At 34.2% G+C, this 25,924-nt stretch carries 25 protein-coding genes; 14 read left to right on the top strand and 11 right to left on the bottom strand.

Features of this window, described 5'->3' with window-relative positions; genetic code table 11:
* The first annotated feature begins 87 nt into the window (after positions 1-87).
* Positions 88-1,089: an NAD-dependent epimerase/dehydratase family protein gene (locus ACWA1F_RS15585; protein ID WP_456894843.1), complete on the top strand. Its 1,002-nt coding sequence runs from the start codon at positions 88-90 to the stop codon at positions 1,087-1,089.
* Here the strand turns inward: ACWA1F_RS15585 and ACWA1F_RS15580 are convergent.
* The 3 genes from ACWA1F_RS15580 to ACWA1F_RS15570 are packed head-to-tail and all read right to left on the bottom strand — an operon-like array spanning position 1,084 to position 3,651.
* A complete protein-coding gene (locus tag ACWA1F_RS15580) occupies positions 1,084-1,566 on the bottom strand; it encodes a DUF4296 domain-containing protein (RefSeq protein WP_306153278.1) in 483 nt (160 codons plus the stop codon). The genes ACWA1F_RS15585 and ACWA1F_RS15580 overlap by 6 nt on opposite strands.
* A 9-nt stretch (positions 1,567-1,575) precedes the next feature.
* Complete coding sequence (locus tag ACWA1F_RS15575) at positions 1,576-2,916, bottom strand: dihydroorotase (protein ID WP_456894841.1); 1,341 nt, start codon at positions 2,914-2,916, stop codon at positions 1,576-1,578.
* 9 nt (positions 2,917-2,925) lie between these two features.
* A complete protein-coding gene (locus ACWA1F_RS15570) occupies positions 2,926-3,651 on the bottom strand; it encodes a polyprenol monophosphomannose synthase (RefSeq protein WP_144217259.1) in 726 nt (241 codons plus the stop codon).
* A gap of 106 nt (positions 3,652-3,757) precedes the next feature.
* Between ACWA1F_RS15570 and ACWA1F_RS15565 the strand changes: the two genes are divergently transcribed.
* The 3 genes from ACWA1F_RS15565 to ACWA1F_RS15555 all read left to right on the top strand — a co-directional run bounded on the left by ACWA1F_RS15565 (position 3,758) and on the right by ACWA1F_RS15555 (position 6,131).
* On the top strand, positions 3,758-4,429 hold the full coding sequence (locus ACWA1F_RS15565; protein ID WP_306153284.1) for a DUF4271 domain-containing protein: 672 nt from the start codon (positions 3,758-3,760) through the stop codon (positions 4,427-4,429).
* Positions 4,430-4,443: 14 nt separating this feature from the next.
* Positions 4,444-5,193: a uroporphyrinogen-III synthase gene (locus ACWA1F_RS15560; protein ID WP_111365823.1), complete on the top strand. Its 750-nt coding sequence runs from the start codon at positions 4,444-4,446 to the stop codon at positions 5,191-5,193.
* 467 nt (positions 5,194-5,660) lie between these two features.
* Positions 5,661-6,131: an Lrp/AsnC family transcriptional regulator gene (locus tag ACWA1F_RS15555; protein WP_008465121.1), complete on the top strand. Its 471-nt coding sequence runs from the start codon at positions 5,661-5,663 to the stop codon at positions 6,129-6,131.
* Positions 6,132-6,343: 212 nt separating this feature from the next.
* Here the strand turns inward: ACWA1F_RS15555 and ACWA1F_RS15550 are convergent, their stop codons facing one another.
* The 3 genes from ACWA1F_RS15550 to ACWA1F_RS15540 all read right to left on the bottom strand — a co-directional run bounded on the left by ACWA1F_RS15550 (position 6,344) and on the right by ACWA1F_RS15540 (position 9,765).
* A complete protein-coding gene (locus ACWA1F_RS15550; protein ID WP_095928287.1) occupies positions 6,344-7,030 on the bottom strand; it encodes a zinc metallopeptidase in 687 nt (228 codons plus the stop codon).
* Positions 7,031-7,133: 103 nt separating this feature from the next.
* Entirely contained in the window at positions 7,134-7,763 is a 630-nt protein-coding gene (locus tag ACWA1F_RS15545; RefSeq protein ID WP_456894837.1) for a response regulator transcription factor, read from the bottom strand.
* On the bottom strand, positions 7,753-9,765 hold the full coding sequence (locus ACWA1F_RS15540; RefSeq protein WP_456894835.1) for an ATP-binding protein: 2,013 nt from the start codon (positions 9,763-9,765) through the stop codon (positions 7,753-7,755). Before ACWA1F_RS15540 ends, ACWA1F_RS15545 begins: the two co-directional genes overlap by 11 nt.
* 167 nt (positions 9,766-9,932) lie before the next feature.
* Here ACWA1F_RS15540 and ACWA1F_RS15535 point away from each other — a divergent pair, with 167 nt between their 5' ends.
* Entirely contained in the window at positions 9,933-10,334 is a 402-nt protein-coding gene (locus ACWA1F_RS15535) for an MmpS family transport accessory protein (protein ID WP_456894833.1), read from the top strand.
* Between the two features lie 109 nt (positions 10,335-10,443).
* Positions 10,444-11,421, top strand: coding sequence for a hypothetical protein (locus ACWA1F_RS15530; RefSeq protein ID WP_456894831.1), 978 nt, complete (start codon positions 10,444-10,446; stop codon positions 11,419-11,421).
* A gap of 55 nt (positions 11,422-11,476) precedes the next feature.
* On the opposite strand, the gene ACWA1F_RS15525 is transcribed toward ACWA1F_RS15530, so the two are convergent.
* From ACWA1F_RS15525 to leuS, 4 genes are all read right to left on the bottom strand, one after another.
* Positions 11,477-12,073, bottom strand: coding sequence for a hypothetical protein (locus tag ACWA1F_RS15525; RefSeq protein ID WP_456894829.1), 597 nt, complete (start codon positions 12,071-12,073; stop codon positions 11,477-11,479).
* Positions 12,060-12,533 carry an RNA polymerase sigma factor gene (locus tag ACWA1F_RS15520; RefSeq protein ID WP_456894827.1) on the bottom strand — a complete coding sequence of 158 codons (474 nt, stop codon included), beginning with the start codon at positions 12,531-12,533 and terminating at the stop codon, positions 12,060-12,062. Before ACWA1F_RS15520 ends, ACWA1F_RS15525 begins: the two co-directional genes overlap by 14 nt.
* Position 12,534: 1 nt before the next feature.
* A complete protein-coding gene (locus ACWA1F_RS15515) occupies positions 12,535-13,383 on the bottom strand; it encodes an alpha/beta fold hydrolase (protein WP_456894825.1) in 849 nt (282 codons plus the stop codon).
* Between the two features lie 635 nt (positions 13,384-14,018).
* On the bottom strand, positions 14,019-16,883 hold the full coding sequence (leuS, locus tag ACWA1F_RS15510) for a leucine--tRNA ligase (RefSeq protein WP_456894823.1): 2,865 nt from the start codon (positions 16,881-16,883) through the stop codon (positions 14,019-14,021).
* A gap of 205 nt (positions 16,884-17,088) precedes the next feature.
* Here leuS and ACWA1F_RS15505 point away from each other — a divergent pair, with 205 nt between their 5' ends.
* The 7 genes from ACWA1F_RS15505 (at position 17,089) to truB (ending at position 23,972) form a co-directional block, all read left to right on the top strand.
* Positions 17,089-17,436, top strand: coding sequence for a winged helix-turn-helix domain-containing protein (locus ACWA1F_RS15505; protein ID WP_456894821.1), 348 nt, complete (start codon positions 17,089-17,091; stop codon positions 17,434-17,436).
* A 195-nt stretch (positions 17,437-17,631) separates the two neighbouring features.
* Complete coding sequence (locus tag ACWA1F_RS15500; protein ID WP_456894819.1) at positions 17,632-20,184, top strand: TonB-dependent receptor; 2,553 nt, start codon at positions 17,632-17,634, stop codon at positions 20,182-20,184.
* Positions 20,185-20,196: 12 nt separating this feature from the next.
* Entirely contained in the window at positions 20,197-20,778 is a 582-nt protein-coding gene (locus ACWA1F_RS15495; RefSeq protein WP_456894817.1) for a molybdopterin-dependent oxidoreductase, read from the top strand.
* Between the two features lie 384 nt (positions 20,779-21,162).
* Positions 21,163-22,038, top strand: a complete 876-nt coding sequence (locus tag ACWA1F_RS15490; RefSeq protein WP_456894815.1) for a cell division protein FtsX — start codon at positions 21,163-21,165, stop codon at positions 22,036-22,038.
* A 107-nt stretch (positions 22,039-22,145) separates the two neighbouring features.
* A complete protein-coding gene (locus ACWA1F_RS15485) occupies positions 22,146-22,397 on the top strand; it encodes a DUF3098 domain-containing protein (protein ID WP_456894813.1) in 252 nt (83 codons plus the stop codon).
* Positions 22,398-22,485: 88 nt separating this feature from the next.
* Positions 22,486-23,283, top strand: a complete 798-nt coding sequence (locus ACWA1F_RS15480) for an undecaprenyl-diphosphate phosphatase (RefSeq protein WP_456894811.1) — start codon at positions 22,486-22,488, stop codon at positions 23,281-23,283.
* Positions 23,283-23,972, top strand: a complete 690-nt coding sequence (truB, locus tag ACWA1F_RS15475) for a tRNA pseudouridine(55) synthase TruB (protein ID WP_456894809.1) — start codon at positions 23,283-23,285, stop codon at positions 23,970-23,972. Before ACWA1F_RS15480 ends, truB begins: the two co-directional genes overlap by 1 nt.
* Positions 23,973-24,317: 345 nt before the next feature.
* Here the strand turns inward: truB and ACWA1F_RS15470 are convergent, their stop codons facing one another.
* Positions 24,318-24,935, bottom strand: a complete 618-nt coding sequence (locus tag ACWA1F_RS15470; RefSeq protein WP_306153315.1) for a thioredoxin family protein — start codon at positions 24,933-24,935, stop codon at positions 24,318-24,320.
* A gap of 193 nt (positions 24,936-25,128) precedes the next feature.
* Here ACWA1F_RS15470 and pyrH point away from each other — a divergent pair, with 193 nt between their 5' ends.
* Positions 25,129-25,836, top strand: coding sequence for a UMP kinase (pyrH, locus tag ACWA1F_RS15465; RefSeq protein WP_306153317.1), 708 nt, complete (start codon positions 25,129-25,131; stop codon positions 25,834-25,836).
* Positions 25,837-25,924: the final 88 nt, after the last annotated feature.

Below are 25,924 nucleotides of genomic sequence, written 5' to 3'. Positions count from 1 at the left end.
CCTTCGTAGCAAAAAAACAAAAAAAACCTTTGCAACTTTGTCTCTCTGCAACTTTGCACCTTCCAACCAAAAACTTATCTTTACAACATGATATTAGTAACTGGAGGAACTGGTTTAGTAGGCGCACATTTATTGCTTCATTTAATTGAAAATGGAGAAAATGTTCGGGCAATTTACAGAACCCAAAACAATATTCGCAAAACAAAATCGGTTTTTGATTTTTATAAAAAAGGACACTTATTTGAAAAAATCAATTGGCTTGAAGCCGATATTCTAGATGTACCTTCACTTGAAACCGCTTTTATCGACATCAAACAAGTATACCATTGCGCTGCTTTTATTTCTTTCGAACCAAAAGACGAAGAAAACCTTAGAAAAACCAATATCGAAGGAACTGCCAATATGGTCAATTTTGCTATTGCCAAAGAAATAGAAAAGTTCTGCTATATCAGTTCGATTGCTGCTTTAGGAGATATTGCTCCTCACGAAACACACATTACCGAAGAAACAGATTGGAACCCAGAGAAACCACACAGCGATTACGCTATTTCTAAATACGGTGCCGAAATGGAAGTCTGGCGTGCACATCAGGAAGGATTAAATGTCATTATTGTAAATCCGGGCGTTATTTTGGGTCCGCCAAAAATGATGGATATTTTTGATGAAGGAAGTAGCGAAATCTATCGAAAGGTTTCTAATGGACTTTCGTTCTATACGCTAGGAAGTACTGGCTTTATTTCTATTGATGATGTAGTAAAAACAAGTTATGAACTGATGAAAAGTGAAATAAAAAATGAACGCTTTACACTTATCGCAGATAATATTGTTTTTAAAGATCTTTTGGACACAATTTCAGATGTTTTAAAAGTAAAGCGACCACACATTCACGCCAAGCCTTTCCTGATGAATTTATTATGGATTACTGACGGAATATTTTCTACTTTATTTTTCAGAAAAAGAAGTATTACAAAAGCAACAGCAAAAGCTTCTTACTCAAAGAATCTGTATAGTAACGAAAAAATAAAAACCGCTCTAGGAACGGTTTTTACTGATATTCATCATTATATTAAAGAAAGCTCTAAACTATAGTTTTTTCTTTCTGTTTTCCATCTGAGCTCTTTTTATAGAATCGATATTTACCTTAGGAATTGTCTTTTTCACAGAATCTTTGGAGACTGCTGCGGCTTTCTTTTTATTTTCCTTAGCTGCTTTTTTCTCATCAATTTTAGCTAAAGAATCTGCCGCTCTCTGGTTTACAGAAATTCTTTTATTTACCTCATCAAACATGTCTTTATAGTTATCATAATCAGAGGCATAATACATATTGTTTTGAGCAAATTGAAGACTGTCTACTTTGTATTTTTTCAAAATAAACTTAGTCGGATCATTTTCTATCGAATCCAAAGACAATGGTTTCTGATATCTCATTGCTTCCAAAAGAGATAAATCATACATAATATCGATCATCTTCTCTTTCTCAATAAGCTTTGCAGGTTGTTTTACAACCTCTTTTTTACAGCTGATAGAAAGAAATAAAACCAATAGTATTACTATAAGATTCTTCATAGTCGTTTTTTATCTGTCAAACAATAATCTTTTTCCAGCTCTAGAATCTTTTACTTTGAAGTTATTATAAAGCAATTCTCCATTTACGAAAGTATGCGTAATTCTCGATCTAAAGGTATAACCTTCAAAAGGAGACCATCCGCATTTTGCTAAAATATTGTCTTGATTTACACTCCAAGGCAAACTTGGATTTACAATAACTAAATCGGCATAATAGCCTTCTTTAATAAAACCTCTTTTTTCGATCTTAAAAAGTTTAGCCGGATTATGGCACATTTTCTCTACAATTTTCTCCACGCTAATTTTTCCTTGGTGATGCGCTTCAAACATCGCCACAACGGCATGCTGCACTAGCGGACCGCCAGAAGGTGCATTTAAGTAAGACTGCTGTTTTTCTTCTTTGGTATGAGGCGCATGATCGGTTGCAATTACGTCAATTCTTCCGTCATTTAATGCTTTCCAAAGTTCTGCACGATCTTCTGCTGTTTTTACAGCCGGATTCCATTTAATGAAATTCCCTTTTGTTTTATAATCTTCATCAGTAAACCAAAGGTGGTGCACGCAAACCTCAGCAGTGATTTTCTTTTCTTCTAACGGAATTTTATTCGTAAACAATTCCATTTCTTTCGCAGTTGAAAGATGGAAAATATGCAATCTCGCTCCAGTTCGTTTTGCCAGCGCCACAGCTTTTGAAGACGAAATATAACAAGCTTCTTCACTTCTTATTAAGTTGTGCGCCGTTACCGGAACATCATCGCCATATTGCTCTTTAAAAGCAGCAAGATTATTTTTAATTGTAGTTTCGTCTTCACAGTGAACCGCAATTAACATTGGCGTGCTAGAAAAAATCTTCTCCAAAACTGCTTCATTGTCAACCAGCATATTTCCTGTTGATGAACCTAAGAAAATTTTAATTCCGGCAACATTTTTTGGATTCGTTTTTAAAACTTCTTCCAAATTATCGTTGGTTGCTCCCATCATAAACGAATAATTCGCAAATGATTTCTGAGATGCAATCTGATATTTATCTTCTAAGATTTCTTGTGTAACCGCATTCGGAACTGTATTCGGCTGTTCGATAAAAGAAGTAATTCCCCCCGCAACCGCCGCGCGAGATTCTGATTCAATATCTCCTTTATGAGTCAATCCTGGTTCTCTAAAATGCACTTGGTCGTCTATGGCGCCTGGCATTAGATAATTTCCTTCAGCATCGATTACGATACAATCTGAAGTTTTTAATGAAATGCTGTCTGCAATTTCAACAATCAAATCGTTTTCAATTAAAACATCACCTTCAAAAATTGTCCCTTCGTTTACAATTTTGGCATTTTTTATTAAAATCCTGTTCATCTTAGTGGTTTATAATGAATTGACTAATTTTCTTAATCGAAGTGAAATCACTCCAAGTATAGCTTCTTTAATAATAGCATTGCTCATTTTAGAAACTCCTTTTGTTCTATCTGTAAAAATAATTGGGACTTCGGTAATTTGAAATTTAGCACAATAAGTTCTGTACTTCATCTCAATTTGAAACGCATACCCGACAAATTTTATTTTGTTCAGATTGATTTTTTCTAAAACCTCTCTTTTATAACAAACAAAACCCGCAGTAGCGTCGTGAATCTTCATTCCGGTGATAAACTTCACGTAAACAGATGCAAAATAAGACATCAAAACTCGGCTTAAAGGCCAGTTTACCACATTTACTCCCGTTACGTAACGCGATCCAATAGCAAGATCTGCTCCACCAAAATGGCAAGCATCATACAATTTCTCTAAATCATTTGGATTATGCGAAAAATCGGCATCCATCTCAAAAATAAATTGATAGTCGCGTTCCAAAGCCCATTTAAAGCCGTGAACATACGCGGTTCCTAATCCTGATTTTTTGGTTCTTTGTTCTAAAAAAAGTTTCCCTGGAAATTCTTCCTGTAAAGCGATCACTTTTTTAGCAGTATGATCAGGAGAATTATCATCAATAATCAGCAGATGAAAAGATTTATGCTGCGAAAGTACAGCTCTTACTATACTTTCTATATTTTCAATTTCGTTATATGTGGGAATTATGACAATACTATCATTCATTTTTTCTCGGTAATTTCACCGCAAAAGTAAACTTTTTATAGCATTTGATTCATAATAAATATATAATAAAAGTATTGCATCAAAAAATTACTAATTTTGTAACGCTATGATTGAACAACTTCACCCTCGAATTATTGAAAACAAAGACTGGGCAACACTTTTATTTGTGGTGACCTTTGCCGTTGTTGCCATGACAAAATCTGCTTACGAAACAAGATTTAGTGAATTTAGTAAACTTATTTTTTCTGACAAATACGCTAAAATTTACCGAGACAACAGCCACATGAAAAATAGCTTTACTGTGGGGCTATTTTTTGTGCAGATCATATCGTTTGCTTTTTTTATTCTTCTTGCAATGAATATTTTTGACAGCAGCATTAAAAAGACCGACTGGATTCTATTTATACAGATTGCTACTTTTCTGCTTTATTTCATTTTAGGAAAGTATTTGATCGAAAAAATTGTAGCAACTTCATTCAACATTGACGAATTTGTAGAACTATTTAACCTACAAAAAGTAACTTACAGGACGTATATTGGCGTTTTAATCCTTCCAATCAATGCTGTTTTGTTTTATTATAACAATATTCCGCAAATAATTCCGCTAGCAATCATAGGTATTTCGCTGTGTATTAGCGTATACTCTTACTTTATTTCTATCAAAACGTATCAAAACGTAATAATCGGCAAATTATTTTATTTTATTTTATATCTTTGCGCTCTTGAAATAGCCCCTTATTATTTTCTTTATTATTGGATAACAAAAGGGAGTGCTTAGAAAATATTTATAATATGAAAGTGAAAACAATTTTGGTGTCACAGCCTGAACCTAAAGTGGAGAATTCTCCTTACTTTGAGCTCCAACAAAAACACAAAATAAAAATTGATTTCAGACCATTTATTCATGTAGAAGGGGTTAGCGCAAAAGAGATTCGATTACAAAAAATCGATCTTAATCATTACACTGCGATCATTTTAACAAGTCGAAATGCTGTAGATCATTTTTTTAGAGTGGCTGATGAAATGCGTTACAAAGTTCCTGAAGGATTGAAGTATTTTTGTCAATCTGAGGCTGTTGCGTTTTACCTTCAAAAGTATGTTGTATACAGAAAACGTAAAATTTACGTTGGAGCAAAAGATTTTGCAGATTTATCTCCGTTAATCAAGAAGTACAAAGACGAGAAGTTTTTGCTTCCTGCATCTGACCAATTAAATGCAGATGCTCCTGTTACCCTAAACGGTTTAAAAGTAGATTGGGCACAAGCTATTTTTTACAGAACTGTAATGAGTGATTTATCTGATTTAGCTGATGTTTATTACGACGTTTTAGCTTTTTTCAGTCCAACAGGAATTAAATCATTGTTTAAAAATTTCCCAGATTTTAAACAAAACGATACCAGAATTGCCGTATTCGGAAGCACAACACAGAAAGAGGCTTTAGACCACGGATTGAGAATTGATATTCTTGCTCCAACTCCTGAAACTCCTTCTATGACAATGGCTTTAGAAAAATACGTTGCAGAAGCCAACAAAGGAAAATAAACCTAAGAAATTACAATATTTAAAATTCCAAATTCCAAACTAATCACTTGGGATTTGGATTTTTTGTTTTAAAGCAGTTTTTTTAACCGCAAAGAACGCAAGGTTTTTTTCTCATTTTTTGTCAGTCTGAGCGGAGTCGAAGACCAAGTAAGGAGCTCCGCAATCTAATAGCCAATCTTTGTAGAGTTACTAGCGTGGTCTTCGACTCCGCTCAGACTGACAAACTAGAATTAATCACAACTAATTCGGGTAATTTTCCGCCACGACTCGAGCGATAGCGAACAGGCGAAGCAATTCACGAATTAATTGCAAAAAAAATTCGAGAATTCGTGGCGGTTAAATTTGCACCATCCATAAAATTGGAATTGGGAATTTTTCATCTTAGAATTTTATTTCCAACGTCTTTTAACTACATTTGATTGCTATTCAAAACCCAAATCTCAAAAAATAGTTTCAAATTATAAGTTATGAAAATCAACTCCCTTTTAATTGAAATTGACGGAATCGACAAAGAAATCCTTCGATATCTAATGGACGATGCCCGAAAACCAATCTTGCAAATCGCTAATAAAATCGGAATTTCTGGTGCTGCAATTCACCAGCGATTAAAAAAGCTAGAACAATCTGGGGTTATCTCTGGGTCTAAGTTTACAGTAAATCCGAAAGTTTTGGGTTACAACACCATGGCTTTTGTTGGCGTATATTTGGACAAAGCATCCAGAAACTCTGAAGCGGTAAAAGAACTTAGAAAAATACCCGAAGTTTTAGAATGCCATTATACCACAGGAAACTGGTCTGTTTTAATTAAAATCATTTGTCGCGATAACGAACATTTAATGCAACTTTTGAATACAAAAATCCAAGCAATTGAAGGGGTTTCGAGAACCGAAACTTTTATTTCGCTGGATCAGCAGATTGATAGGCAGATTCAATTGTAATTAGATAATGCGCCAATTTGATAATTAGATAATTGAGGAATTTGATAATGCGCCAATTTGGAAATTAGATAATTAGATAATTTTAAAAATCCGCTAAAAAGGTTTCGACTTCGCTCAGCTTGAAATACTATTTAAAAACAAAACCCTACAGCTTTCAAAAAACTGTAGGGTTACTATAAATTATCTAATTGACTAATTATCTAATTACCAAATTAATTTCTTCTACTTCCCGAATAAATCGAGATATAGTACAATAACGTTGCGATCGAACCAATTGCAGCTACTACATACGTTCTTGCTGCCCATTTTAAAGCATCTTTTGCTCCTGCTTGCTCTTCTTGCGTCAGCATGTGTTTATTTTCTAACCAAGCCAACGCTCTGTTACTCGCATCGTACTCAACTGGAAGCGTAATAACAGAAAACAAAGTCGTTGCTGCAAAAATGATAATTCCGATTAATAATAATCCAGGAAAAACTTTAATCATTAAGATTCCTGCAATTAAAATCCATTGCACATAATTGGATGCAACGCTTACAATCGGCACCAATTTAGAACGCATGGTAAGCCATTCGTAACCAATTGCGTGCTGCACGGCGTGACCGCATTCGTGTGCTGCAACTGCTGCCGCGGCTGCGTTTCTGTGATTGTAAACTGCTTCACTTAAGTTTACTGTTTTATCTGATGGATTATAATGATCTGTTAACTGACCCGGTGTTGAAATAACACGAACATCTGTAATTCCGTTATCAGCCAGCATTTTCTCTGCAATTTCACGTCCGCTCATTCCGTTTCTTAGCTGTAATTTCGAATACAATTCAAATTTACTCTTCAGCTGTGAGCTTACCAGCCAGCTGAACAACATGATAGCTCCAGCAATAATTAAATATCCTGATCCCATTTTTTTTGTGTTTTTAGATTGATTTTTAAATTTACAAAACAAACTGCAAATTGCGAACCATTTTAACAAAATGTCATTTTGGCATTTTTCTACCACTTTTGACTTAATTCAGCATGTTGTTTTTGATTAAAAAAGCAATTAATTCTGCCACATTTTTCATTTTATACTTTTGAAGAATATTACGACGATGCGTTTGGACGGTTAAGAAACTTAAAAACAAATCATCGGCAATTTCCTGAGTCGATTTTCCTTGCGAAAGCAATAAAGCAATATCACGCTCTCTCCTACTTAAACCTGGAATTCGCTCTAAATCTTCAGACAAGGGCTGGCTGATTATGGTTTTTACTTCTTCGCTAAAAACAATTTCGCCATCAATTGCTTTATAAATACATTCTTTAAACTCATCAAAAGAAGCATTTTTAAGAATATATCCGTTTCCACCATTTTGAATGAACTGCATAACCAAACTTCTTTCAGACTGGCTACTCATACCCAGAATTACGATTTTAGGATGCTTTTGTTTGATTGTTTTGCACAAATCAACTCCATTTATTACAGGGAGAAAAATATCCATTAAAATCAAATCTACTTTATTGTCTTCTATATATTTTAAAAGCGCAATTCCCGATTCGAATTTTTCTACTATTTCTATATCATTTAAATCCGACAATAGGCCCGCTATTCCAGAAATTACAATCGGATGATCGTCTACTATTACCGTTTTATATTTCATACTCATGATTTGGATTATATTTTAATTCGATGTAAGTCGAAGTTCCTTTATCAATAACAGAATCTATTTCTAATTTTCCGTTTAAAAAAGCCACACGGTTTTTGATATTCCGCAAGCCCATTCCGTCTCTCTTTTCTGCATATTCAACATTAAATCCGATTCCGTTATCTTCAACCGTTATAAAAAAAACATCTTTATTCTGGGAACACGAAACTAGAATCTGAGAAGCTTTGGCATATTTTAAAGCATTATTTAAAAGTTCCTGAATAATTCTGAAAATCATAATTTTAAAATGCTGTGGCAAAGTCGTTTTTTTAATCAGATACTGAAATTCAATTGTAGTTTCGGCTGTTGAATGCGAAGCGCATAAATCTCTCAGCGCATGTTCCAGTCCAAGTTTCATCAGACTTTCAGGCATTAAATTCTGAGAAATATTACGAAGTTCTTTAATCGAATCGTTTAGCATTCCGTTGATATTCGGAGCATTTTCATTGTTTTCGCGTTCGGCGAGATTCAAATGAATTTTGAGACCAGAAAGCATACTTCCAAGTCCGTCGTGTAGATCTCTAGCAATTCTTTTACGTTCGATTTCTTCTCCTTCGATTAGCGCATTCGAAACAGATAATTTCTGCTGATTTTCTAATGCCTCGAGTTCTTGTTTATGATTGACTTCTTTTTGAAAACTGATCTTTTTCTGATAGTTATTCCAGCTCCACAAAAACAAAACAATTAAAAACAAAACAAATGAAAGAACCGCAAAAAGCATCATATTCAAACGATTGTTGTTTACCTGCAACACGGCTTTTTCATTTTCAGACTGAAGCAATCCGATTTTCTTTTCGCTTTCTGCTTTTTTATATTTGGCCTCAAGCTCAACAATTTCGTTCTTTAATTTCGCATCATTTAAACTATCATTAATAACATTGTATTTATTTGAATAATAATACGCTTTCGGATATTCTTTAGTAGCGTTATAAACCTTCGACAATTCTTTATAATAGTTTTTCTTGTCTACAATAAAAGGCGTGTTTTCTACTAAATATTCTAAATTGCTTTTGGCTTTATCGTAATTCTTAAGCTTAAAAAGCACTTCATATTCAGCAAATTTCAATCGGTTTACGGCAATCGCATTATGATGGCTTTGAGCCGATTTAATTCCTTTATCAAAACTGGCTAAGGCTTCGGCATGCTTGTTTTGTTTTGCATAATAAATCCCTTCCGAATAAAAATACGAATCATTTAAGTTGGATTCTGGATATTTCTCTAAGGTCAAATAGGCTTTGTCCAGAATTTCTTTAGCGTCATAAAAATGTTTGAGTTCTACTAAATTTTCCGCATTTATAATATAGGTTTCCATTTTAGACTCGGCTAAAGTGGCCGATTTTTTAGTGGTACTTTCAATATATTTCTGTGCCTGATCGAGATATTCTGCAGCTTTTTCGCGCTCGTCATTGTTCATGAAAATAATTGCAACAGCTTTATTAAGCGCACTAATCAATTCGTAATCACCACTTCTTTTAGCTATCGGAATAGCTTCATTTACCAATAATTTCATATAGGCATTTTCGTTATTCTTACGCTGCTGCATAATACCGTAATTCTGAAGTATTGTGGCACGTAGTTTATACGCTTCTTTATTACGGTATTTTTTAAGTTTAGTATTGGCTTCTACCAGCGTTTTTTCAAAACCTTCCAAATCGCCTTTTTCTATAAAACTATACGCATTATAAAAAACAGCAGCATCTCTTAAAAACGGAAACTTAGTTTTTAGCCGATTTGCCTGCTCGAGATATTCTTTGGATTTTTTCGCATCCTGCGTCATTAAAAAAAGTTTCGACAATTTGAAACTATTCAAACTTTTGACGCTGTCGGATTTGGTGTTTTTTGTGATTCTAACAATACTGTCAATATAAACAGTATCATCATCTAAGGAAAGAATTACTTGTGAATGAGAAATTGCAGTGAAAAACAAGAAAAATAAAAAGGCGTAGATTTTCTTCATAAATAAGGCATTTACTCAAAGTTATTAAAGCTTAACGACTTTCAAAAAGAAAACAGCAGCTTTTACCTGATATCAGGTAAAAAAAAATACATTTTATCAGGTATTGATAACTCTTTTATAAGGGGCTAATTTTGTTTGACTATGAATTTTAATTAAAGAATTTTATTATGAAATCAATTTTGAAAACTTTAGCAATTGTATTGACCCTTGCTTTTACAGCAGTTTCTTGCAGCAGCGATAACGACGATAATGGAGGTTCAAACAACTCAAGAGATGTTAGATACGAAATCACTGGAAACTACACAGGAACTCTTTCTACAACTTATTTTGAAAAAGGAGGAAATGTTTTGAATGAAGATATCACTAAACTTCCGTGGACTAAAGAATTTACAGCTGAAGCAAAATCTATGGGCGCGTCTTTAAGCGCAAGCGGATACGGAGGTGTAGCTGGACAGACATTGACAGGAAAAATTTATATTGGAGGGAAATTAGAAAACGAATTAACGGCAACAGCAACAAATGATGGTATAATTGTATTACCTCTTACGCCATACGTTTTTCCTCTATAGGAATTAGAATTTAGATTTTTTGTTTTTGGTAAAGAAAAAGCTTCGCAAATTGCGAAGTTTTTCTTTTATGAGATCGCTCTTTATATATTAATTAAAATCAATTAAAAAAATGAAAAAAATTTACTTATTCGCTATTTTATCCTTGATGATTACTTCGTGCTCTAAAGACGAAACACCATCAGAAAACGCACTTGCAAAAACTGAAGTTCTAGCTTTTTCTTCTATTGAAAAAATGGACGAAAAGATTGATGAGATTTCTGCTATAAAAGCCGAAATGGATAGCCAGACAGCACAAAAATATATTTCGAAAAATTCTACTTCAAAAACACCACTTTCAGACAACTCTATAAGTGAGGTTTTAAAAAATTATCATTCAGATAGATTAATTGACATTAATAACTTAAGAAAAAATTTAGACTTTACAAGTATACAAAGCATCGCTGATGAAATTAATTCATTACAAATATTAAATGCTGACAAGGCTAATAAATTGTTTCATAAATATGAAAAATTTCTAAAAAGAAACAATTATAATCAAGTAGAAACTATATTCGAAAATAGAAATGGAGAAGTTATAAATGTAAAAGGAAATGTTATTATCAATGGAATTTATCATGATTTTACTAATTCACATAGTACAACTAATAAATTTATTACTGAATCCGGGAAGCAGGGAATCGCAGCCTCTGCTCCTGATATGAAATATATAATATTATATAGTGCTGGAAGACAGACGCATGAAGATGATTTTGGAAGAACTTTCTTTAGATATTATGCTGAATTCCAAGCTTTATACAAGGATCCTGCAACAGGTTTTTTAACATTATGTCCTTCTTTATTCAGTACAAATGCATCATCGTACGCAGGATTTTCGCAATCAGGAAACAATCCTCTTGCAGATTTCGCTATCACTATGTCATACCCTGCAGGTTCTGGAAGTTCACTTCGTAATGTAGGAGGTCAAAAATGGACTGCTTACCAACCTGAAGGAGGATATGTTAAAGGGGCATTTGCTCCTCTAGGCGAAAATATAGCGGGTATATTAATATGCGATTTTCAATATGACAGTAATTTTGTTAAAAAATAAAAATTCTAAGAACAAAAAATTTAAACATCTCAAAGCACATTTGAGATGTTTTTTTTTACAATTCTAATTGACGATTAACCTCTTCAAATTTCCCAATCAAACTATTTATTTTATCCTGCTGTTTTTTAATTTGTTTTGGACGAAGGTAAAACCAATTGAAGAGCATCCAGAACAAAGTGATTCCATAAGTTAAACTCGCGGCTAAAATACTCATTCTGCTGGCGTATTCGTACATATACAAACAAATTCCGATTGTGAGAAACAGAAAGTAAAAGCTCATCATTTTAGTTTGCAGAAACTGCTGTTTCTTTTTTATCAAAATCAGTTTTTGAAGATATTCCTGATTGGTTTGTGTAGAATCAATGTTTCTGTAATCGTTCAATAATTTATTATAAACAAACACATAAACTACCATAGCCAGAATGGTAATCACAATTCCTATTTTGGTCGAAATAAATTGTGGCTGATAATATATCCAGATAAAAGCAATAAAAGCACTTGTTGCAAAGAGCGTAATATTGGTCAACCACAAACAGCGTAAAGCCGTTTTTTTAAACTTACTTAATCGGGCCAACAAATCTTTCATATCGGGCTGACTTACGGTTTGTTTTTTCCATAAATCTTTAAAATCTATAGTATTATCGTTGTCCATTTTCTTTAAATTTTTGAGTCAGTTTTTCTTTTATTCTGTGAATTTTCACTCTAACATTTGCTTCTGAAAGCCCGACGATTGCTGCAATTTCTGCTTGTTTTATTTCTTCTAATTCTAATGAAATAATGATACGGTCGGTTTCTGGAAGCTCAGCAATACATTTATACAAAAATTGAATCTGAGGTTCTATTGATTGTTGTTTTTCTTCTGAAAGATGAACCGGAAGCTCTGATTTTGGAAAACGCTTTTGCTTTTCGATCTGCCTTAAACAATTATTAGAAGCAATTCTAAAAATCCAAGTCCCAATAGCCGATTCGTTTCTAAACGTTTCCAGTTTCTGCCAGACAATGATAAAAGTTTCCTGAGTTAGATCCTGCGCGGCATCGTGATCGTTGACAAAACCCATGCAAAGCCTGAAAATTCGATCCCAATAGGTTTTATATATTTCTTCGAATTCCATTTTAAGCTTTTATAAAATTATTTAACTGCTCCAAATACCAAGCGGTATCGTCATACATAATAAAATGCAGGCCTTTATTAGCGTATTTAAAATCGGCTGTTTTCAAATTTTTATATTGATCGTCGATTGCAGGTTTTAAATTTATAAAATAAGACTCTAATAAAATTAGCGAAGGACATTTTATCTCTGCGATCTTAGCTCTTAAATCGGTATTATAAAAATCACAATACATTTGTCCAAAAGTAGTTCGATCTGATTTTACACTCCAATCTACAACCATTTCTAGTTTTGATTGATCTGCCAAAAGTCTTGGCATTGTTTGTTTTTGCAAATCGTAAAACTGCTTTTCATTTAGAGCAGTCATCTGATTTACCGTTGCCGAACAATCATTATTTTCTTTTGATTGAAATGAAGGATCACTCAAAGCCGCCAGACAAGGAAGCGCATCTACCACAACAATTTTCCCAACCAATTCTGGATAATCTGCCGCAATGGCCAGTGCCAGTCCGCCACCCATACTGTGACCGATTACAATTGGTTTTTCAATTTTATTGTCTTTGATATAATTAGCAATTCCGTTTTTCCAATTTTCAAAAGAAAGATTCGGTTGCGGTTTTACTCCTGCGAAACCCGCCATTGTTAATGTATAACACGTAAAATTTTTCTCGAATGCGGTTTTAGTTTCATTCCAAACTTCTCCAGAAGAGGCAAATCCAGGAATGAAGATTATTGATTTTTTTCCGTTTCCCGTTTTAACCACTTCAAACGGATATGATTTTGTCTGTCCAAAAACATTTAAACATAATGCTGAAAATAAGAATGCGATAACTAATATGATATACTTTTTCATTTTAATAGTTTTTAAGTTTATAAATAATCGGATCCATGCTTTGGATACGAGAACTATTAAAATGTTACAAAACTTTTTAAAATTTCAATTATTAAATTCCAAATTCCAATATTGGAGCGGGGTTTAACCGCAAGGAACGCAAAGGTTTTTCGCAAAGTACGCAAGTTCTTTTTGCCACGAAGGCGCGAAGACGCAAAGTTTTTTTCTCATTTTTTGTCAGTCTGAGCGGAGTCGAAGACCACGTAAGAAGCTCGACAAAGGAAAGTCGAAACGATTTTTTTTCACGCAGATTCTACAGATTAGAGCAGATTTAATATGATTTTTTATTTATTGAAATCTCTAGATCTGCTTAAATCATTTAAAATCTGCGTGAAACAAAAAAATCAGTGGAAATCTTTTTAATCTGTGGCAAAAAAAACCAATCTTATTAGAGTTGCTCGCGTGGTCTTCGACTTCGCTCAGACTGACAAACTAGACTTAATTCCAAACTGATTCGGATAATTTTCCGCCACGAATTCACGAATTAATTGCAAAAAAATTCGTGAATTCGTGGCGGAAAAAATTACACAAAAAAAAATCCCAAACCCCAACAAGAATTGGAATTTGGAATTTTAATATTTTGGAATTTTAAATTATTAACCTACAAGGTTAATAATTTTTCCAGGAACGATAATCACTTTATTTGGAGTTCTACCGTCCAATTGTTTTTGAGTTCTTTCGTCTTTCATAACGATTTCTTCGATTTGTTCTTTTGTTAAATCCAAAGGCAATTCGATTGTGAAACGCATTTTTCCGTTGAAAGAAACTGGATATTCTTTATTGGTTTCAACCAAATGTTTCTCTTCAAAAATTGGGAAAGCAACTTCAGAAATAGAAGTTGTGCTTCCTAATTGTGCCCATAATTCCTCTGCAATATGAGGAGCGTAAGGAGAAACCAAAATCGCTAACGGCTCTAAAATCGCTCTTGAATGACAGTTTTGAGAAGACAATTCATTCACACAAATCATAAACTGAGAAACCGAAGTATTGAAAGAGAAATTCTCAATATCATCAGCTACTTTTTTGATGGTTTTATGCAATGATTTCAAATTGTCTTTAGTTGGTTCGTCGTTGTTTACAATTAAACCATTATCATCGAAATACAATCTCCATAATTTTTTAAGGAAACCGAAAACTCCCGAAATACCAGCCGTATTCCAAGGTTTTGCCTGTTCCAACGGACCTAAAAACATTTCGTACAAACGTAATGTATCTGCTCCGTATTCTGCGCAAATATCGTCTGGAGTTACTACATTATAGTATGATTTCGACATTTTTTCTACTTCACGTCCAACGATATATTTTCCGTTATCATCTAAAATAAACTCAGCTGTATTAAAATCTTCTCTCCACTTTTTGAACTTTTCAATATCCAATTCATCTGAAGAATTCACAAACTTAACATCCACACGAATTGGCTGTACATTTTGATCTCCGATTTTGTTTTTAGATACAAAAGTATTTGTTCCTTCCAATCTGTAAACATAAGCTGTCGTACCCAAAATCATTCCCTGATTAATCAGTTTTTTGAATGGTTCTTCTGTTGGAGCATAACCTCTGTCTTTTAAGAATTTGTTCCAGAAACGAGAATACAATAAGTGACCTGTAGCGTGCTCGCTTCCACCAATGTATAAATCTACATTTTCCCAGTATTTCAAAGCTTCTTTAGACGCAAATTCATTTTCATTGTGTGCATCCATATAACGCATCCAATACCATGAACTTCCCGCCCAGCCTGGCATCGTATTTAATTCAAGAGGAAAAATCGAAACGTTGTCAACCAAATTGGTATCAACAACTTTGTTTTGTTTTGTGTCCCAAGCCCAAACCGCTGCATTTCCTAAAGGCGGTAAACCGTCTTCAGTTGGCAAGTATTTCTCTACTTCTGGTAAAATAATTGGTAAATGCTGTCCGTCAATCATTTTTGGCAATCCGTTTACATAATAAACTGGAAACGGCTCACCCCAATAACGCTGACGAGAAAAAACCGCATCACGCAATCTATAATTGGTTTTTCCAGTTCCCTGACCTATTTCTTCTAATTTTTCGATGGCTTTTTTAGTTCCTTCTTTATAATTTAATCCGTTTAAGAAATCAGAATTTGCGATTTCTACGTTATCTTTAGATCCGTAAGCTGCTTCAGAAATATCAACATTTGCGAAGATATTTTTGATTTCCTGCATTCCGTTTTGCCCTTTAAAGAAATTAGCAAAAGCATAATCTCTTTCGTCTCCGCAAGGAACCGCCATAACTGCGCCCGTTCCATAACCTGCTAAAACGTAATCTCCAATCCAAACCGGAATTGGTTCTTTTGTAAAAGGATGTTCCGCATAAGCTCCTGTGAAAACACCAGAAATAGTTTTTACATCGGCCATACGCTCACGCTCTGAACGTTTAGACGTTTTTTCGATATAGGCTTCAACAGCTGCTTTTTGTTCTGGAGTTGTAATTTTAGCAACCAAATCATGTTCTGGCGCCAAAGTCATAAAAGTAACTCCGAAGATTGTATCTGGACGAGTGGTAAAAACATCAATTACTTCATCGTGATTTTTCACTTTAAAAGTAACCATCGCTCCTACCGATTTCCCAATCCAGTTTCTTTGAGATTCTTTAATAGACTCACTCCAATCAATATCATTTAAACCTTCAAGTAAGCGCTCGGCATAAGCAGAAATTCGCATACTCCATTGTGTCATTTTTTTTCTTATAACAGGAAACCCACCACGCTCCGAAACTCCGTTCACAATTTCGTCGTTTGCCAAAACAGTTCCTAAGCCTGGACACCAGTTTACTTCAGTTTCTGCCAAATAAGTTAATCTGTATTGCAACAAGATTTTTTCTTTTTGCTCTTCAGAATACGAGTTCCATTCATCAGCAGTAAAAATCGCTACGTTGTCATCGCAAACGGCTTCAACCAAAGCATTTCCTGATTCTTCAAAAACAGTAACCAACTCTGAAATATCAAAAGCCTGTCCTTGTTTTCTGCAATACCAAGAATTGAAAAGCTGGATAAAAATCCATTGTGTATGTTTGTAATAATCTGGATTTGACGTACGAACTTCACGCGCCCAGTCAAATGAGAATCCGATTTTATCTAATTGCTTTCTGTAACCCGCAATTTGTTTTCCTTCTTTGTCAACTCCACCGTCAATATTTACACGAGTTGTATCTTCTGGACGCTGTCCTGTCTGAATCGCATATTGCTCAGCTGGCAATCCGAAACTGTCGTAACCCATTGGGTGCAAAACATTGAAACCTTGATGTCTTTTGAAACGCGAATACACATCTGATGCAATATACCCCAGCGGATGCCCCACGTGTAATCCTGCTCCTGATGGATAAGGAAACATATCGAGAACATAATGCTTCGGTTTTTCAGAGTTCTTTTTTGCTGCAAAAGTTTGATTTTCTGCCCAATATTTCTGCCATTTGGCTTCTATTTCGTTTGGATTGTATTTCATTTTTTTAAAGATACTAAGGTTCTAAGAGGCAAAGGTTCTGAGTTTCTCCACTTTGCCGCTTAATTTAATCCGCAAATTTACATTTATTGTTGTTTGTTCCAAAGCTATTTCATTGACAAACAAATAAAATAACAAATTACGTATTCATAATTAAGTAAAAATACGTATTATTGCAAGACTCTAGTACTTATTTATTCGGAAATAAATGTCAGAAAATAAGAAATATAATGTTGAAGTCCGTGTTTGGATTGAAGAAGCTGAAGGTGCGTTTCTTGGAATTGGAAAAATCTGGCTTTTGGAAAATATCCGAAAAACGGGATCGATTACCAATGCCGCAAAAGAAATGAAAATGGCTTACCGTCAGGCGTGGCAATTGGTTGAAGAAATGAATCAGCGTGCAGAATCTCCTTTGGTCGAAAAACTTCTAGGCGGAAAAGGCGGTGGTGGCGCAAAGTTGACCGAAGCAGGCGAACGTGCGATTGAAGTATTTTATGAAGTAGAAAGACGAATAAAAGATTTTGCATTGAAAGAAACGCAGAACTTGAAATTTTAATTGACAACTAATCGGCTTTAATTTTTAAAGTCGCACTTATGATTTTAATCCTATTTTATAAATTTAAAAAGCATTTTTTTTGTCTTGAAAATCAGTATTCATTTTAAAACATACTGAATTGATTTCAAAACCCAACCAACCAAAACATTTTTAAATAGCAGTATTCTTTTTAAAACATACTGAAAAACCAAAACCATGAACCAAAAACTCTATTTATTATTTCTTTTTATAAGCCTAAAAAGCTTTTCTCAAACGGAAAACAAAAAAACGCAAGACACTATTAAGGAAGAACTGAATGAAATTGTAATTACAGCGTCGCGCCGTTCAGAAAAATTGATGCACTCTCCCACCACCATTGAACAGTTAAAATCGGCGGAAGCCAAAAAGATGGGTTCGTCAAGTATTTATGAAGCTTTAGAAAATGTAAAAGGCGTGCAAATTATTACGCCGAGTTTAGGTTTTAAAGTGATCAACACAAGAGGTTTTGCAAATTCAACTAATGTTCGTTTTGCACAATTGGTTGACGGAATCGACAATCAGGCGCCGCATTTGGGTGCGCCAATTGCAAACGCTTTGGGCGCAAATGATTTAGATATTGATAAAATAGAAATTATCCCGGGAACTGCCGCAGCTTTGTACGGAATGAACGCCATAAATGGTCTGGCAAATATTCAGACTAAAAATCCTTTTGAATATCAGGGAATCAGCATTCAGCAATTAACAGGCGTGAATCATGTTGGAAATGTGGATCGGTTTTCACCGAAAGTATATTCACAGTTTAATTTGAGATTGGCAAAAGCTTTTAACGAAAAATGGGCTTTCAAAATAAATGCGTCTACAACTGGCGGAACAGATTGGGTTGCTGATGATAGAACTGATTTGGCTCCGAACGCCAATGCTTCAACCAATTTATTCGGAGCCGATAATCCCGCTTATGACGAAGTGAACGGCTACGGAAATGAATCGGCAAACCGAAAAACCTTAAATCTGAATGGAAAAAATTATGTCGTTGCCAGAACAGGTTATCGCGAAACGGATATTTCAGACTACAATATCAACAATTACAAAGCTGATTTCGGATTATTTTTTCGTCCAAAAAAAGATCACGAACTCGCTTTAACCTATAAAACGGCTTTGATTAATACTATTTACCAGCGTTCGAACCGATTTACATTAGACAATTATACTTTAAATCAATTTGCGGCTGATTATCATACTCCTGTTTTTCAAGTAAAAGCTTATGCTACAACTGAAAATACGGGAAACTCATTCAATTTACGTTCACTTGCCGAAAATATGGATCGCGCTTTTAAGTCAGACGATCAATGGTTTAAGGATTACACAACGGCTTACAACAATGCTATCAATAATGGTTCGGCTGTTGCCGATGCGCATCATATTGCCAGAACAGCTTCTGATCAAGGCCGTTTTGAACCTGGAACGGAAGCTTATGAAGCAAAGAAAAACGAATTAATCGATATTAATAATTGGGATATTGGTGCCGCTTTACGCGTGAAATCGACTTTGGTTCATGGCGAAGGTTTGTTTAATTGGGACAAAGCTTTTTCTAATTTCTTCGAAAAAATCGATGCTAAATTGCTGAGCGGTTTAGATTATAGAAATTACATTATTGTACCAGACGGAAATTATTTTATCAATCCAAAAAATGACGGCGGAAATTTAACGTATCAGAAATTCGGAGGTTTTACCCAGCTAACTAAAGATTTATTCGAAAGTAAACTACGTTTGGGAGTCACTTTAAGAATGGACAAAGCCGATTATTTTGATGCGAAATTTACGCCGCAATTTACAGCTGTTTATTCGCCAAAGCAAAGTCTGAGCTTTAGAGCATCTTATCAGAATGGCTATCGTTTTCCGAGTATTTTTGAAGGATTTTCTAATGTAAATTCAGGCGGTGTAAAACGCGTTGGAGGTTTGAGAATTATGTCTGATGGTATTTTTGAAAACTCTTATACAAAAGCTTCGATTGATAAATTTCAGGCACAAGTAAACAGCGACGTTAATACGCTTGGTTTGACTCAGGCGCAGGCCATCGAAAAAAACAAAAATACGATTCAGAAAAATCCATACACTTATCTGCAACCCGAGTTTGTCAAATCTTTCGAAATTGGTTTTAGAGGAATTGCTTTGAACCAAAGTCTTTTTATTGATGCTGATTTCTATTACAATTCGTATAAAAATTTCATCGCGCAAGTCGAGGCCAGTATTCCAAACACGAGCGATCCAAACTTGATTCCGACAGCTTTATATTCCAAAAACTCTCAAAACCGTTATCGTTTATGGACGAATTCGAAAAGTAAAATTTACAATTACGGAGGAAGCTTAGGTTTGAGATATCGTATTGATGAAACTTTTACTGCATTGACGAATCTGACTTACACAAAATTGGACCGAACAGATGACAAAGACGGATTGGAAGACGGTTTCAATACACCTGAATTTAATGCAAACGGAACTTTGATTGCTCAAAATATCTGGAAAAATCTGGGCGCAAGTGTTACGGCTCGTTACCAAAATAACTTTGATTACGTTTCTTTTTTAGTCAGCGGAACGGTTCCTGCGTATTGGTCAATGGACGCTCAGCTAAATTACAGTTTCAAAAAAGGTATTTCAGCAAAATTAGGCGGAACCAATATCCTTAACAAGCCTTATACTTCAATTCTCGGCGGGCCATCAATTGGCGGATTATATTATCTATCATTAGTTTGGGAAACCAAAAAACTTTAAAAATCATAATTTATGAAAACAAAAATCTTCGTTTTAATTCCGTTTATCATTCTAACTTTCACGATGTGCAATTCTTCTAAAAAAGAAGAAAAAGCTATTATAGAAAATTCAAAAGAAAATCATCATCACGCACTTTCGGCAGAGGACAGTTTGAAATTGGTCAATCATCAAATTGATGTAAAAGGCGAAGTTGAATTTCCGCTGCAATTAAGTGTCGATTCTCTTCAGAAAATGAAAGTCGTGACGATTGATAATCTTAAGATAACTGGAAAAAATGGTGTTCTTAAAAGGGAAGTTAAAGTTTGTAAAGGTGTTCTCTTAAAAGACATTTTAGAAAAAGCCAAAATCAAACAAACCGATCATAAAGACCGAAACTTCTATATCGTAGCAAGAGCTTCAGACGATTATAAAGCAACATTTTCGTGGGCAGAACTTTTTAATAATCCGACCGGAGAAAATGTTTTTGTTCTTTTTGAAGAAAATGGAAAACCAGTTAAAAATGGAGACATGATTTTGATTTCTAAAAATGACATCAGCACTGGGCCAAGACATGTTTATTGGCTAAAAAGTATTGAAGTTTTTAAAGTTCGATAAAGACGAAAAGTGACAAAGAGACAAAGAGACAGAGAGACAAAGATTTGAACATAGCCCACGGTTTCAACCGTGGGAAACGTATTGTGAATTCGTTGCGTACCCACGGTTGAAACCGCGGGCTATGTTTTGAAAAGAACATAAAATTTGCTCGCAACGTCGCAAAGACGCAAAGATTAATCAAACTTTGCGTCTTTGCGTCTTTGCGAGATTTTTTCTTAAGACTTAGAACAAAATCTTTCCGCCCTTTGCGGTTAAAAAAAACTTAAGCAGAAAAAAATCTCAATCTGTTATTGTATATTTATGCTAATAAAGTCAAAACTTTGAACGTTATTAACCTAAATAAAAAAATTGTTTACTATTTTTACCACATAATTTAAGCAGACTATGAGTTCTAACTTTGATAAATTTCAAAAGCGCAGGTTAATTTCCTCTTATTTTTCGGTAGTATTAAGTGTATTCTTGGTTTTATTCCTTTTGGGAGTACTGGGATTATTCATTATTAATTCTAAACAGCTGGCTGACGATTTTAAAGAAAAAATCGCCATGACCGTTTTCTTCAAAAATGAAGCAAACGACAGTATTATCAAAGCTTTTAATACCGAATTGAAAAGAGCGCCTTTTGCGAAATCTTTTGTTTATGTAACCAAAGAAAAAGCAGCAAAAGAACACACTGACATTATTGGAGAAGATTTCTTAACCTTTTTGGGAGAAAACCCATTATTGAATTCATACGACATTCACTTAAAAGCAGATTATGTAGAGAGAGACAGCATCGCCAAAATCGAAAGCCGTCTTCGTCAAAATACTATGATTTCTGATATTGTTTACGACAAGCAATTGGTCAATCTTGTTAATGACAACATCAGAAAAGTAAGTATGTGGATTTTGATTATCAGCGGTTTCTTGACTGTAATCGCCGTTTTATTAATCAACAGTTCGCTTCGTTTGTCTATACATTCTAACCGTTTTATTATTAAAACCATGCAGATGGTTGGAGCTACAAAAGCTTTTATCCGTAAACCGTTTGTAATGCGAAGTGTAAAACTTGGAATGCTGGGCGCAGGTCTTGCTATTATTGCTTTAATCGCACTTTTAATTTATGTAGACACTAATTTCCCAGGTTTAGGAATTCTAGAAGACAAAGCTTTAACTGGTTTAGTTCTGGTTGGCGTTTTCGGATTAGGAGTTTTAATTACTTGGGTAAGTACGCATTTTGCAACACAACGTTTCTTGAATTTAAGAACTGACGATCTTTATTAATTTTAGATTTCTGATTTTAGATTTTAGATTGCCCTTCGACTCCGCTCAGGGTTACAATTAAAAAAATGCCCTTCGGCTACGCTTCAGGGTTTACAAAATATATAAAAATGAAAAACAACAATAACGCAGAACAGCAGCCAAAACAAGAATTTCTTTTTGACAGCATTAATTATAAAATCTTATTAATCGGAATTGCGGTTATAGCACTTGGATTTATTTTAATGTCTGGTGGAGGAAGTAAAGATCCAAATGTTTTTAATGAGGATATTTTCAGCTTTAGACGTATTCGTTTAGCGCCAACAACTGTTTTAATCGGTTTTGGAATCACGATTTATTCTATATTCAAAAAATCAAAATAAATCAGTTTTGAGATTTTAATTGAAAACTTGAGCGTAGCGAAAGGCAATCTAAAATCCAAAATCTAAAATCTAAAATCTAAAATTTTAAATGAACACATTACAAGCTATTGTTCTTGCCATTATTGAAGGAATTACAGAGTTTTTGCCTGTTTCTTCAACAGGTCACATGATTATTGCGTCTTCTTTTTTCGGAATCGCACATGACGATTTCACTAAACTTTTTACCATTGTAATTCAGCTTGGCGCGATACTTTCGGTTGTAATTTTATATTTCAAACGTTTCTTTCAAACTTTTGATTTCTATTTCAAACTTTTAGTCGCTTTTATACCAGCAGTTGTTTTAGGATTATTATTAAGCGATTTTATTGATGGCTTATTAGAAAATCCTGTAACTGTTGCAATCTCACTTTTAATAGGAGGTATTATTTTATTGAAAGTTGACGAATGGTTTAACAAACCAAACGATCCAGAAGTTTCTACCGAAATTACTTATGCCAAAGCTTTTAAAATTGGATTATTTCAATGTCTTGCTATGATTCCTGGAGTTTCTCGAAGCGGTGCAAGTATTGTTGGAGGTATGGCACAAAAGCTAACCAGAACTTCTGCTGCAGAATTTTCATTTTTCTTGGCTGTTCCAACTATGCTGGGCGCAACTGCAAAAAAATGTTATGACTATTACAAAGCTGGATTTGAACTTTCTCACGACCAAGTAAACATGCTGGTTATCGGAAATATTGTTGCTTTTGCTGTAGCCCTTTTAGCAATCAAAACTTTTATCGGTTTTTTGACCAAAAACGGATTTAAAGTTTTTGGTTATTACCGAATTATCGCTGGAATCATTTTATTATTGATTCACTTTTTCATTCATCCGCTTACCATCATATAATGACACCCGAAGAATATTTAGAAGGCCAGGTTTTATTGATTGACAAACCTTTAAAATGGAGTTCATTTCAGGCTGTCAATAAATTAAAATACCTTTTGATCAATAAAGTTGGGCTTCCAAAAAAATTCAAAATTGGCCACGCCGGAACTTTAGATCCTTTGGCTACAGGTTTATTATTAATCTGTACTGGAAAATTCACCAAAAGAATCTCTGAACTTCAAGGTCAGGCAAAAGAATATACGGGAACTTTTTACATTGGAGCCACTACTCCATCATACGATTTAGAAACCGAAATCGATCAGACTTTCCCAACAGATCATATTGATGAAGCGCTGATTCATGAAACTGTAAAACAATTTTTGGGCGAAATCGACCAGAAACCGCCTATTTTTTCGGCTATAAAAAAAGATGGCGTTCGTTTGTACGAGCATGCACGCGCAGGAGAATCTATCGAAATTGAAAGCAGAAAAACTACGATTCACGAATTTGAAATTACGAGAATTGCATTGCCAGAAGTAGATTTTAGAGTGGTTTGTTCTAAAGGAACTTACATTCGCTCTCTAGCTTACGATTTTGGAAAAGCAATGAATTCTGGTTCGCATTTAACCGTTTTGCGCCGAACAAAAATTGGCGATTACGATGTAAAAAATGCGATCGATATTACTTTGTTTGAAGAAAGCTTTAAGTAATAAATAAAAAAGCACATTACATTTATTTGAAAAGTAATGTGCCAAGCTCCTAAAATAAGTATTATTACTTCATACTTATCTCATTTAATAGTGAGGCACATTCTTCCCTCCAAATAAAAATGTAGAAAAGAAATCATAAAATCTTTCGAATAACTTTTTCATAATAGTGTATTTTTTTTTAATAGTTAATAGATAAAAATTAAATAACACCAATAAAAAGAGTAAATCTGAAAGTTATAATAGATGTGGGATTAGTTTTACTAAGTTACAAAATTTCTTATAAATTAAAAATAGTTTAAGACAATTTTATTAACCAAATATTCTGCTTATCAACACATTAACATCTTAAAGCCTATTATATTTGATATTCTCCATAATTTCGACCAATTCTTCTTGAACCGAAATTCCTTTATCTGCTAAGTACCATAATTGTAGATCTGTCTTTATTTTTTCGTCTATAGGGCCAACCTCTCTTTTGTGTTTTGCCATTAATTCGGCTGCACCTTTTGGTCTTGGTCCCCAATCGGCACGCACAATTCCCGCTTCTTTGCAAATAATAATTACTTTCGGAATTGCTCTTCCGCCATTAGTTAAATAATGGCTCATTAAATCCTCGTTTTCATCGCGCAAAGCAATTCTTAAATCGATTTTTTTATTAGAAGCCAAAGCCATTTTGTTTAAAATCGGAAGTATCTGCGCTGCATCTCCGCACCAGCCTTCTGAAAGTACCAGCCAGATATAATGATTATCTAAGTGTTGAAGTTTATCTGCTATAGCTTCTGAAATAGTAATTGTTTTCTCGAGCCTATTCATTCGGGCTTCATTCAATTTGGAATAATTGGTAAGACTTTCCGATTGCTCATTTCCAGTTGATTTTCCTTCAGTCAGCAAATCGGTTACTATTTTTCTGTATTCAGCATAAGAATGACTATTGAATAATGCTTTGGCTACGATGCTTTTCATATTATTTTATTTTTTAGGATACAATAAAAATACAAATTTTCGAAACACCGAGAAATGACATTTGTCACATTTAAAATGAAATGACTGCAAAGCCGTTTTAAATCTAAAATTGAGGTACTAATTAATTTTTTGCAAACATTATTTTTAAAAATCAGAATATGTCTATATTTGCACAAATTAACGCAACACACACATGAAATATAAAAGAATTCTTCTAAAACTTAGCGGCGAGGCCTTAATGGGTGATTTACAATACGGTATAGACCCAAAAAGATTAGGCGAATATGCAGATGAAATCAAGCAGATTCACGACAAAGGAGTAGAAATTGCTATTGTTATTGGAGGAGGAAATATTTTTAGAGGCGTTGCCGGAGCAAGCTCAGGAATGGACAGAGTGCAAGGAGATTATATGGGAATGCTTGCAACTGTTATTAACGGAATGGCTTTGCAAGGCGCTCTTGAAGATAAAGGAATGAAAACACGTCTGCAGACTGCTTTGAAAATGGAATCTATTGCAGAACCATACATTAAAAGAAGAGCAGATCGCCACCTTGAAAAAGGCAGAATTGTAATTTTTGGTGCTGGAACTGGAAATCCATATTTTACAACTGATACTGCTGCCGTTTTAAGAGGTATCGAAATCAATGCTGATGTTATTCTAAAAGGAACTCGCGTTGATGGTGTGTACGATTCTGATCCAGAAAAAAATGCTTCTGCAGTGAAATTTGACTATATCACTTTTGATGATGTTCTTAAAAAAGGATTAAATGTAATGGACACTACTGCGTTTACATTAAGCCAAGAAAACAAATTGCCAATAGTTGTTTTTGATATGAATAAAATCGGAAACCTTTTGAAAATCTGCGAAGGCCAAAACATCGGAACTGTAGTAAATATCTAGATTGCTTAGATTATTAGAATTTTAGACAAGTTAGAACTTTCTGATTTTCTATAAATTAAAAAGCAATCTTAAAAATTAAATTATATTA

This window comes from Flavobacterium erigeronis (genome assembly GCF_054075165.1).
The sequence above is the reverse complement of the archived record's forward strand: the minus strand, read 5'-3'. Positions and strand labels throughout refer to the sequence as shown.

Excerpts from the sequence above, each read along its gene's own strand:
- ACWA1F_RS15585 (WP_456894843.1), top strand. The coding sequence starts at position 88 with ATGATATTAGTAACTGGAGGAACTGGTTTAGTAGGCGCACATTTATTG.
- ACWA1F_RS15580 (WP_306153278.1), bottom strand. The coding sequence starts at position 1,566 with ATGAAGAATCTTATAGTAATACTATTGGTTTTATTTCTTTCTATCAGC.
- ACWA1F_RS15575 (WP_456894841.1), bottom strand. The coding sequence starts at position 2,916 with ATGAACAGGATTTTAATAAAAAATGCCAAAATTGTAAACGAAGGGACA.
- ACWA1F_RS15570 (WP_144217259.1), bottom strand. The coding sequence starts at position 3,651 with ATGAATGATAGTATTGTCATAATTCCCACATATAACGAAATTGAAAAT.
- ACWA1F_RS15565 (WP_306153284.1), top strand. The coding sequence starts at position 3,758 with ATGATTGAACAACTTCACCCTCGAATTATTGAAAACAAAGACTGGGCA.
- ACWA1F_RS15560 (WP_111365823.1), top strand. The coding sequence starts at position 4,444 with ATGAAAGTGAAAACAATTTTGGTGTCACAGCCTGAACCTAAAGTGGAG.
- ACWA1F_RS15555 (WP_008465121.1), top strand. The coding sequence starts at position 5,661 with ATGAAAATCAACTCCCTTTTAATTGAAATTGACGGAATCGACAAAGAA.
- ACWA1F_RS15550 (WP_095928287.1), bottom strand. The coding sequence starts at position 7,030 with ATGGGATCAGGATATTTAATTATTGCTGGAGCTATCATGTTGTTCAGC.
- ACWA1F_RS15545 (WP_456894837.1), bottom strand. The coding sequence starts at position 7,763 with ATGAAATATAAAACGGTAATAGTAGACGATCATCCGATTGTAATTTCT.
- ACWA1F_RS15540 (WP_456894835.1), bottom strand. The coding sequence starts at position 9,765 with ATGAAGAAAATCTACGCCTTTTTATTTTTCTTGTTTTTCACTGCAATT.
- ACWA1F_RS15535 (WP_456894833.1), top strand. The coding sequence starts at position 9,933 with ATGAAATCAATTTTGAAAACTTTAGCAATTGTATTGACCCTTGCTTTT.
- ACWA1F_RS15530 (WP_456894831.1), top strand. The coding sequence starts at position 10,444 with ATGAAAAAAATTTACTTATTCGCTATTTTATCCTTGATGATTACTTCG.
- ACWA1F_RS15525 (WP_456894829.1), bottom strand. The coding sequence starts at position 12,073 with ATGGACAACGATAATACTATAGATTTTAAAGATTTATGGAAAAAACAA.
- ACWA1F_RS15520 (WP_456894827.1), bottom strand. The coding sequence starts at position 12,533 with ATGGAATTCGAAGAAATATATAAAACCTATTGGGATCGAATTTTCAGG.
- ACWA1F_RS15515 (WP_456894825.1), bottom strand. The coding sequence starts at position 13,383 with ATGAAAAAGTATATCATATTAGTTATCGCATTCTTATTTTCAGCATTA.
- leuS (WP_456894823.1), bottom strand. The coding sequence starts at position 16,883 with ATGAAATACAATCCAAACGAAATAGAAGCCAAATGGCAGAAATATTGG.
- ACWA1F_RS15505 (WP_456894821.1), top strand. The coding sequence starts at position 17,089 with ATGTCAGAAAATAAGAAATATAATGTTGAAGTCCGTGTTTGGATTGAA.
- ACWA1F_RS15500 (WP_456894819.1), top strand. The coding sequence starts at position 17,632 with ATGAACCAAAAACTCTATTTATTATTTCTTTTTATAAGCCTAAAAAGC.
- ACWA1F_RS15495 (WP_456894817.1), top strand. The coding sequence starts at position 20,197 with ATGAAAACAAAAATCTTCGTTTTAATTCCGTTTATCATTCTAACTTTC.
- ACWA1F_RS15490 (WP_456894815.1), top strand. The coding sequence starts at position 21,163 with ATGAGTTCTAACTTTGATAAATTTCAAAAGCGCAGGTTAATTTCCTCT.
- ACWA1F_RS15485 (WP_456894813.1), top strand. The coding sequence starts at position 22,146 with ATGAAAAACAACAATAACGCAGAACAGCAGCCAAAACAAGAATTTCTT.
- ACWA1F_RS15480 (WP_456894811.1), top strand. The coding sequence starts at position 22,486 with ATGAACACATTACAAGCTATTGTTCTTGCCATTATTGAAGGAATTACA.
- truB (WP_456894809.1), top strand. The coding sequence starts at position 23,283 with ATGACACCCGAAGAATATTTAGAAGGCCAGGTTTTATTGATTGACAAA.
- ACWA1F_RS15470 (WP_306153315.1), bottom strand. The coding sequence starts at position 24,935 with ATGAAAAGCATCGTAGCCAAAGCATTATTCAATAGTCATTCTTATGCT.
- pyrH (WP_306153317.1), top strand. The coding sequence starts at position 25,129 with ATGAAATATAAAAGAATTCTTCTAAAACTTAGCGGCGAGGCCTTAATG.